The organism is Chitinophaga sp. (assembly GCF_036569185.1).
Lineage (GTDB): Bacteria > Bacteroidota > Bacteroidia > Chitinophagales > Chitinophagaceae > Chitinophaga.
This window is the reverse complement of the sequence record NZ_DATCRD010000002.1, coordinates 1-8,112: the sequence shown is the minus strand read 5'-3', so window position 1 is coordinate 8,112 and position 8,112 is coordinate 1. Positions and strand designations below refer to the sequence as shown.

The window sequence follows — 8,112 nt, the reverse complement described above, 5'->3', positions numbered from 1 at the left end:
GTTTGTTTGGCAATGCCCCAGCGGATCAGGTCAAAGTAACGGCACTGTTCCCCGCACAACTCCAGCTGGCGTTCGCGCATCAGCAGCTTCATGGCATTATTCTTATCTCCCAAAGAATTATATAAAACAGCACCGGAACGCGAACGCACACTGTCAATCAGCGCCAATGGCTCGTTACCTGTGTTCCCTTGCTGGATATAGGCTTCAGCCAGCATGAGCATTACGTCTGCCAGGCGGATCACCTGCCCGTTAACAGGGCTTTTGGGATCGCCGTATTTTTCTACGAGATTATAATATTCATACTTCTTCCAGCGGAAATCGCCCTGCGGATCAGTGGCATCAAAGGGATAAGGCTTTGCGCCGGAAGCGCATTGCTGGCAATACGCTGTATCGCCACCGGATGCAGCAGTGCCATAAAACGTGGATTTAGCGCGGGGATCTGTATAAGGCAGCCCGCTCACCGGGTGGGCATACGTGAACGCACGCACGGAGGAATTACTGATGTATACATTTTTCCAGTCGTTCCAGCCATACTCCATAGCCCGGCCGGAATGCGTTTGCTTACCTACCTGTTCTGCGCCGTTGCCAAACATATAATAAGGCGATCCTACGCCCCAATCTGTCCATTGCTGGTTCATGATCTGGAAAATGTTCTCCGGCGTATTCTGGTTCGCAATGGAGAAAAGACTGTCGTATACAGGCGCCAGTTTATAAGTGTAGGGGGCGGCCATGAGTTGCTGCAGTTCGGTTTGTGCAGGGCCCCATTTTTTCTGGTAGAGATATACTTTTCCCAGCAATGCCGTAACAGCGCCTTTGGTAGCGCGGCCCAGTTCAGAGGCGGAATAGGCTACCGGCAATTCGGCAGTAGCCTTCGCTTCTGTGAGGTCTTTTTCTATCTGGTTCCACACGGCTGCAGCGGAGCTGCGGGGCAGGTAGTTATTGTTGACCGTAGTCTGGTAGTCAACATACAAAGGCACATCTCCCCATAAAGTAACCAGGTGAAAATAAGCATACGCCCGCAGGAATTTTACTTCCGCCACATACTGGTTTACTTTGGCACGGTCCGCCGCCGCAGTGGGATTCCAGGCTGCCGCCCGGTCGATCACCAGGTTGGTACGGAAGATCATGCGGTATAAGGAGCCCCACAGGAAAGAGAGATCGGCATTATTGGTACCAAAGCTGTAATCGCCCAGTTCCTGTTCTGCTCCCAGCAGGAAGCTGGCGCGTTTGGCTTCATTTCCCAGCAGGTCAAAAATAAAATAGTATTCCCTGGCCCATAGCCCCGGGTGCAGCAAAGTAGCGTAACTGGCTACAGTAGCCTGGTTGAGGGCAGCGGTGTTTGTAAAGTAAGTATCATAGGCATAGGCGCTCTGGTCTACCAGTTCCAGGCGCGATTTCTTACACCCGGTGCTAACGGTGATCAACCCGGCGATAAGCAGCAATTGAAAAATATATGTCTTCATAAAATTCTTTTTAAAAATTAAAACCCTAGTTGAATACCACCCAGGAATGTTCTTGGCTGCGGCACCTGTCCCTGGTCTATACCACGGGCAAAGAGATAGTCGCCCACTATTTCAGGGTCGTACCCGGTGTAGTTAGTGATGGTAAACAGGTTTTGTGCGGCCACATAAATGCGTAAGGATTTAATAGTGCCTTTGGTAAGGGAAGTGAGCATTGCAACGGGCGCGTTGTAACCAATAGTGATATTACGCATGCGCAGGTAACTGCCGTCTTCCAGCCACCAGTCGGACGGCCGCAGGTTACCGCTACCGGTAGCATTCTGTCCCAGTCGCGGTAACGCCGCTTCATCGCCGGGTTTGCGCCATCTGTCCAGGATAGCGGTGGATGCATTATGGCCGGTGGCCATCATCTCTGTATTCAACTTCAACCCGTTCAGCAGCTTCAAACCACTGATACCGGAGATAACAATATTCAGATCAAAGTTCTTATAAGTAACCGCTGCATTGAACCCGTAAACATATTTAGGGATGGGGTTTCCCAGGATTTCCTGGTCCTTCGCGGTTACCTTGCCATCGCCATCCAGGTCTTTATAAATAAAATCACCGGGCAGCAGGCCATCCTGGTATTTAGCGCTGGCATTGCCTGTTTTCTTTACAGCTTCAGCATCCAGCGCGGCTATTTCTGCTGCATCGCGCGCCACGTGATCCTTGCGGTAGCCGTAGAAAGCGCCAATAGCGCTGCCTGCGGCGGTATAGGTAGTGGCTGGCACGGGATCAAAAGCGCCCGCCTGGATAGGGGCGGAAAACTGCGCTCCCAGCGACAATACCTCGTTATGATTCATGGACCCGTTTACACTTACGCTGTAACCAAAGTTCTTACCTACCTTATCACTGTAACCGATCATCAGCTCAAATCCTTTATTCACGGCATCTGCAGCGTTCAGGGTTTTCTTCGGCTGGTTACCCGTGGTGCTCACGCCAATACTGGCAGGCAGAAAAGTGCTTACCAACAACCCAGTGCTTTTGCGGTTGTACCAGTCGGCCGTAATAGTAAGCCGGTTATCCAGGAAGCCCAGGTCAAGCCCTATATCGGTTTGATTAGTTTGTTCCCATTGCAGGTCGGGGTTGCTCAATGTAGAAATGGTGGTGCCGGAAACAAATGTTTCGTTGCTGCCGAACGAATACACCAGCGCGCCGGCAGGCGTGCCCTGGTAAGTTCTGGCAGTGTTCAGGAAGTTGGGGATATTATTATTACCGGTTTGTCCCCAGCCTGCGCGCAGTTTACCGTTCGATAAAACGGGCAGGGCGCGTTTAATAAATGCTTCTTCCGAAAAACTCCATGCCACACCCCCGGAAGCAAAATTTCCATAACGGGTGTTGGCGCCGAAGTTGGAAGCGCCATCCCTGCGGAAACTGGCGGTAAGCACATATTTATCATCGAAGGTATACCCCGCCCTTCCGTAATAAGAAATCACCGACGGGCGCGCATAGTTGGAATAAGTACTTGTAACGGATTGTGAAGGCGCTACGCCTACGTTGGTGATATTATCGTTTGGCAAACCGGTACCGCGCACATTGGAACCATTGGTGATCCCCGGATCAATGTAGCTCTGGCCGGCCATCAGGGAAAGCTGGTGCTTTTTAAATGTTTTATCATAGGTAAGATAATTTTCCAGCATGTAGTAAGAGTTCTCCGTGAAGTTGAGGGTCGACTGGCGCGCCTGGTTCAGGTAATTGGATGATTGGTACTGCTGCTGGTAGCTGTTGGCGCGGGTAGAGTTTACTTCCGCCGCAAACTGTGAACGGAATTTCAGCCCGTTGATAATGCGTACTTCACCGGAGAGCTGTGGGAAAAAGGCGAGCGACTTTGTAGTCTGGCTTCTCAGATCAATATCCTGTAAGGGATTGGATGCATTGCTGTAGTCCTCAATATTGGACAAAATGGAATAGCCTCCCTGGATGTTCGGGTCCAGCACCGGTTTATAAGGCGCATACCTGATCGCGTTGAGGATGCTGGCATAGTTGCCATCAGATACATATTGCCGTAAGATGATGTTTTGTGTAAAGCGGAAACGTCCCAGCTGTTCTTCCAGGCCAACGCGTGCCTGCAGCCGCTTGTTGGTGGCGTTGGTTAAGATCGCTTTCTGGCTGATATAGGTGGCAGATACGGAATAGTTCACCTTTTCCCCGCCACCGCTGATGTTTACGTCATTTTCAGATACCAGCGCGTTGCGGAAAATGGCGTCCTGCCAGTCGGTGCTATCCTGCAAAACCGCCGGGGTATTGAATTTGGCGGGCAACACCGCGTTCTTTGTCGCCGCCAGGTCTTTCAAGGCATCCACATACCGGGCGGCATTCAGCAGGTCCAGTTTTTTCCATGCTTTGGCAACGCCCCATTGGGAAGTGAAGCTTACCCTGGGCGGGCCGGCCTTGCCTCTTTTGGTGGTAATGATCACCACCCCATTGGCTGCGGCAGATCCGTAAATAGCAGTAGAGGAAGCATCTTTGAGGACAGTGATGCTTTCTATATCCTGCGGGTTCAGCGTATTAAATAAATTCTTTGTTCCCTGGATACCGTCTATTACATACAGGGGATTGATATCTGTAAAACTGCCCGTACCGCGGATAATGATCTGCGCGTCGGCGCCGGCGGCGCCGCTGCTTTGCAGTACCTGTACGCCGGCAGCTTTACCGATCAGCAACTGGGAAGGATTGGTGGCATTCACGGCGCCGGCTTCCTTTACGGAAACAACGCTGAAAGAACCGGCCACATCTTTCCGCCTGGCGGTACCGTAGCCAATCACCACCAGGTCGTTCAGGGCCGCAACGGTCCTGATAAGCCGCACCGCCAGTGTTAAGGTGGCGCCGGGTTTCAGCGCCACGCTGTTTAACTGCTGCGTTTCATAGCCCATGTAGGAAATGCTGAACAGGTACCTGCCTTCCTGGGGCAGCCCTGAAAAGCGGAAAATACCATTGCTGTCTGTTACTACACCAGCAGTGTATTTTGTTTTTTCATTCAATGCCACTACAGAGGCATTGGGCAGCAGTTCCCCCTGTTCGTTGCGCACCGTGCCGGTTACCTGTAACCGGGCATGCTGGGCATACAAGGCAAAGGGCAGGGATAGAAAAAACAAGGCAAGGAGCGGCAACAGCCGTAAATCTGGTCGATAAAACGTATTCATAACTGGAACGTGTTTTTAAGTACAGGGCATGACAGTCCCCGGGCGTCTTTGCGCCTTGTTGCAGAATAAAACTATAGTTGTTGAATTATTTTCGTTTGATTATAAATCCACTGTCGTTTCTTATCAATTTCAGGTTATTAGGCAAGGTCAGGTCGGTTAGTATTTTATCCAGGGAATCGGTATTCTCAAATTTGCCATCAAAATAAATGTCGGTAACATCCGGAGGATAATAATAAATGGCAACGCCATAGTAATTACTTAACTGGTCAAGCACCTGTGTCATGGGTTGGTTATTGAATTTGTACCAATCCGGTTTTACATGGGCCTGGTTGCCGTTACCGGCTTTTACCATTACATCAGCAGCGCCGGCTGTGTTGAAAGCCAGTAAACTGGAGGCGCCTGTTTTCCTGTTATACCGTAATTCTTTACCGGGCGTTAATACTACCGCTTCTGTTTTCTTCTTTGTATCAATACTTACCCGCACTTTACCGGTATGCAGCCTTACGCTGATCATATCTTCCCCGGGCAATGCCTTCACATGGAAGAAAGTGCCCAGCACTGTTGTATGCAGCTCGCTGCTGTACACAGTAAAGGGATGCGCTTTATCGGGAACAACGGTGAAGTCAGCTTCTCCCGTGAGATAAATATTCCTGTTCTCACTAAAGAGCTTATGATAGGTAATGGCAGCCCGCGGTAGTAACTGCACCACAGATCCATCCGGTAATACAATAGCCATTGGCTTATTGGTATTATTCGTTTGCTGCGCCTGTTGATTTTGCGGGATGATAACATTTGGCTCATTGCCGGCAAGGGGTTGTTCCTGTGCAGGCTTTATCATCAGCCGGGAGGCCAGCACAATCAAACCCACTGCCGCTGCAGCGATAGCCAGGCGTTTAATCCATTTCGTTTTATTTCTCACCGCATTGCTTTGCTGGTGAATGTTGTTCAGCCATTGCTGCGATACCGCTTCAGGGATATCGCCTTCATTATGTAACTCCAGGAATTCTTCTTCCGGCAGATACTTTTCCAGTATTTCCGGGTGCTCCTCCAGGTAACGGGTTACCTGCCGGGCTTCCTCAGGGGTACATTGATTTGCAAAGAACCGCTCAATTAATTCGTCGTTTATCATGATAACGTACGGCTGATAAATAAATAATACGTTTGTGAAAGACCGGGTACTTAGTCCGGTGAAAAAAATATTTTCAAAAGTATAAAAGCCACCCTGCCAGGGGCAGTATTACGCCCAGGTAATGCCTGATCTGCTTTACAGCCTGGAAAATATGGGCTTCCACTGTTCTGGACGATAAGGAAAGTTCACTGGCTATCTGCTGGTAAGTCATGCCTTTAAACCGGCTCATCTCAAACACTTTGCGCCGCATGGGCGGCATCTCTTCCAGGGCATGGGCCAATTTATGCCGTAGCTCCTTCTCCCCCAGCCTTTCCCATACCTCATCGGCCGGCAGCGTATATTTATCGATCACATGAACTACCTTCTCTTTGTAAACAGTATCTTTACGAAGCTGGTCGATCAGCGTGGTACGGGCTATCCTGAATAACTGGATGGTAATATCCAATTCGTCGGTAAGACTTTCGCGGTAATTCCAGCATTTGATAAAGGTAAGCTGGGTAACTTCTTCAGCGAGAAAAGATGATTTGGTTTTGCGGAGAATAAAATAATAGATCCTTTTATGGCAGGAATGGTATACCTCGTTAAATACCAGTAAATTACCTTGCTTCAAAGCAGCTATAATATTCACAACGTAGATTTTACGGACCTAATTTAAAGAAATAACAGGTATTTTTCAGAGATAATAAATATAGCATGAAAGAACTGATTACCAATAAAGATTATGAAGGAATCAGGAAAGCGCTTTCTGAAAATCCCTCACTGGCTAATGAAGGTATTCCCTTCGATGACGTCAATACCACGAAAGCCCATCCTTTGCACCGGATCTGCGACGGAGTGTTTTCCCATGCTTTCACCGACAAAGAAGCCGTTGAAATGGCGAAGATATTCCTGGAATACGGGGCCAACGTTAACGGCAATGAGCTAACAGAAAAAGCAGATACACCGCTAACCGCAGCTGCCAGCCTGCATGCAGACGAAACGGGCATACTGTACATAGAAAGCGGCGCTGATATCCACCATGCCGGATGCCATGGAGGCACGGCATTGCACTGGGCTGCCTGGACAGGCAGCGATCTGCTGGTAAACAGGTTGATACAGGAAGGAGCGGCTATTGATAAACGCTGTATCGATTTCAGGGGCACACCCTTATTGTGGGCGATCCATGGGTTCAAACACGGAGGTCCGGAAAACAGGCGTAACCAGCTGGAATGCGCCCGGTTACTGGTAGCCGCAGGCGCCGATAAAACCATTCCCAATATAGACGGAGATGCTCCATTAGCGTTTCTTGATGAAGAAGATGTAGAGTGGGCTCAACTGTTAAAGTAAAAATGTCAACGTCATACCCGCAGGCATGACGTTGACTATACTATCCGGCATAAACATCAGGACTTAAAGAAAGCCAGCAGATCTTTATTGATCGTGGCAGCTTCCGTGGTGGGCATACCATGCGGAAATCCCGGGTAAGAAATGAGTTTGCCGTTCTTTAACAAAGCTGCGGCTTTAGGAGCGGAAATCGGGTATGGTACAATCTGGTCATCTTCCCCATGCAGTACCAGCACAGGAATATCCACGCTCTTAAGATCTTCTGTAAAATCAGTTTCAGAAAAAGCCTTGATACAGTCGTAATGCGCTGTAATGGCGCCCATCATGCCCTGGCGCCACCAGTTATCTCTCACCCCCTGTGAGATCTTTGCTCCTTCCCGGTTATAGCCGTAAAAAGGTATGGTAAAATCCTGGAAATACTGTGTTCTTTGCGTAGCCGTATTATTGCGGATCTCATCAAATACAGATAATGGCACGCCATCCGGGTTGGAATCAGACTTTACCATGATGGGCGTTACCGCGCTGATGAGCACCGCCTTTGCCACCCGTCCTTTACCGTGTTTGGCTACATAGCGGATCACTTCTCCTCCACCTGTTGAATGCCCCACGTGGATAGCATCCTTTAAATCAAGCGCTTTGGTCAGTTCCGCCACATCTGCAGCGTAGGTGTCCATATCGTGGCCTTTCGATGTTTGGGTGGATCTTCCATGTCCTCTCCGGTCATGAGCAATCACCCTGAATCCCTGCTGCAGGAAAAACATCATCTGCCCGTCCCAATCGTCGCCAGATAAAGGCCAGCCATGATGAAAAACAACAGGTTGCCCGGTTCCCCAGTCTTTGTAATAGATCTCCGTACCGTCTTTTACTTTGATTGTACTCATTGGTTTTAGATTTAAATTTTAATGATTAAAGAGGCGCTGTCGGTGTAAGCACAAAGTGTACATCATATGCCTTTTCCGAACGATATTTTCTAACACGGGAAATGATATGGTTGTTCATTAGACACTAAAAAATAACA

At 49.2% G+C, this 8,112-nt stretch carries 6 protein-coding genes; 1 reads left to right on the top strand and 5 read right to left on the bottom strand.

The genetic code is table 11. The features are described 5' to 3' along the window. The 4 genes from VIM72_RS00080 to VIM72_RS00065 form a co-directional block, all read right to left on the bottom strand. On the bottom strand, positions 1 to 1,463 hold a 1,463-nt coding region (locus VIM72_RS00080), incomplete at its 3' end, for a RagB/SusD family nutrient uptake outer membrane protein (RefSeq protein WP_332000832.1). 17 nt (positions 1,464 to 1,480) lie between these two features. Beyond that, complete coding sequence (locus tag VIM72_RS00075; RefSeq protein WP_332000831.1) at positions 1,481 to 4,642, bottom strand: TonB-dependent receptor; 3,162 nt, start codon at positions 4,640 to 4,642, stop codon at positions 1,481 to 1,483. 85 nt (positions 4,643 to 4,727) lie between these two features. Further along, positions 4,728 to 5,771: a FecR family protein gene (locus VIM72_RS00070; RefSeq protein WP_332000830.1), complete on the bottom strand. Its 1,044-nt coding sequence runs from the start codon at positions 5,769 to 5,771 to the stop codon at positions 4,728 to 4,730. 73 nt (positions 5,772 to 5,844) lie between these two features. Continuing rightward, the gene (locus VIM72_RS00065; RefSeq protein ID WP_332000829.1) at positions 5,845 to 6,399 is read right to left on the bottom strand and encodes a sigma-70 family RNA polymerase sigma factor; all 555 of its coding nucleotides are present in this window, start codon (positions 6,397 to 6,399) and stop codon (positions 5,845 to 5,847) included. 65 nt (positions 6,400 to 6,464) lie between these two features. Between VIM72_RS00065 and VIM72_RS00060 the strand changes: the two genes are divergently transcribed. Beyond that, the gene (locus VIM72_RS00060) at positions 6,465 to 7,097 is read left to right on the top strand and encodes an ankyrin repeat domain-containing protein (protein WP_332000828.1); all 633 of its coding nucleotides are present in this window, start codon (positions 6,465 to 6,467) and stop codon (positions 7,095 to 7,097) included. Between the two features lie 56 nt (positions 7,098 to 7,153). Here the strand turns inward: VIM72_RS00060 and VIM72_RS00055 are convergent, their stop codons facing one another. After that, entirely contained in the window at positions 7,154 to 7,975 is an 822-nt protein-coding gene (locus VIM72_RS00055; protein WP_332000827.1) for an alpha/beta hydrolase, read from the bottom strand. Positions 7,976 to 8,112 lie beyond the last annotated feature (137 nt).

Coding starts and splice junctions, on each gene's coding strand:
- VIM72_RS00075 (WP_332000831.1), bottom strand. CDS start 4,642: ATGAATACGTTTTATCGACCAGATTTACGGCTGTTGCCGCTCCTTGCC.
- VIM72_RS00070 (WP_332000830.1), bottom strand. CDS start 5,771: ATGATAAACGACGAATTAATTGAGCGGTTCTTTGCAAATCAATGTACC.
- VIM72_RS00060 (WP_332000828.1), top strand. CDS start 6,465: ATGAAAGAACTGATTACCAATAAAGATTATGAAGGAATCAGGAAAGCG.
- VIM72_RS00055 (WP_332000827.1), bottom strand. CDS start 7,975: ATGAGTACAATCAAAGTAAAAGACGGTACGGAGATCTATTACAAAGAC.